Origin of the sequence: Streptomyces sp. NPDC050636 (genome assembly GCF_040654775.1) — a bacterium.
Classification (GTDB): Bacteria; Actinomycetota; Actinomycetes; order Streptomycetales; family Streptomycetaceae; genus Streptomyces.
Genome location: NZ_JBFAIP010000280.1, coordinates 1 through 1061, shown reverse-complemented (window position 1 = coordinate 1061; position 1061 = coordinate 1). Strand labels below are relative to the sequence as shown.

The 1061-nt window shown below is 55.4% G+C and carries 1 rRNA gene; it reads right to left on the bottom strand.

The window, feature by feature from the left end:
* Positions 1-1061, bottom strand: a 23S ribosomal RNA gene (locus tag AB0I10_RS41265); the annotation flags it as partial.

Genomic DNA, 1061 nt, shown 5'->3' with positions numbered 1-1061 from the left:
GTTCACAGTCTCCCACCTATCCTACACAAGCCGAACCGAACACCAATATCAAGCTATAGTAAAGGTCCCGGGGTCTTTCCGTCCTGCTGCGCGAAACGAGCATCTTTACTCGTAGTGCAATTTCACCGGGCCTATGGTTGAGACAGTCGAGAAGTCGTTACGCCATTCGTGCAGGTCGGAACTTACCCGACAAGGAATTTCGCTACCTTAGGATGGTTATAGTTACCACCGCCGTTTACTGGCGCTTAAGTTCTCAGCTTCGCCAACCCGAAGATTGACTAACCGGTCCCCTTAACGTTCCAGCACCGGGCAGGCGTCAGTCCGTATACATCGCCTTACGGCTTCGCACGGACCTGTGTTTTTAGTAAACAGTCGCTTCTCGCTGGTCTCTGCGGCCACCCCCAGCTCAGAGTGCAAGACTCATCACCGGAAATGGCCCCCCTTCTCCCGAAGTTACGGGGGCATTTTGCCGAGTTCCTTAACCATAGTTCACCCGAACGCCTCGGTATTCTCTACCTGACCACCTGAGTCGGTTTAGGGTACGGGCCGCCATGAAACTCGCTAGAGGCTTTTCTCGACAGCATAGGATCATCCACTTCACCACAATCGGCTCGGCATCAGGTCTCAGCCTTAACGTGCGACGGATTTACCTATCACACGGCCTACACCCTTACCCCGGGACAACCACCGCCCGGGCTGGACTACCTTCCTGCGTCACCCCATCGCTTACCTACTACAGATCTGGACCACCGGCTCCACCACGTCCCTTTGTCCGAAGACTCCAGGCCGGCTTCACGGGCTTAGCATCGTCTGATTCGATATTGGGCGTTTCAAAGCGGGTACCGGAATATCAACCGGTTATCCATCGACTACGCCTGTCGGCCTCGCCTTAGGTCCCGACTTACCCTGGGCAGATCAGCTTGACCCAGGAACCCTTAGTCAATCGGCGCAAGAGTTTCCCACTCTTGTATCGCTACTCATGCCTGCATTCTCACTCGTGAACCGTCCACAACTCGTTTCCACGGCTGCTTCACCCGGCACACGACGCTCCCCTACCCATC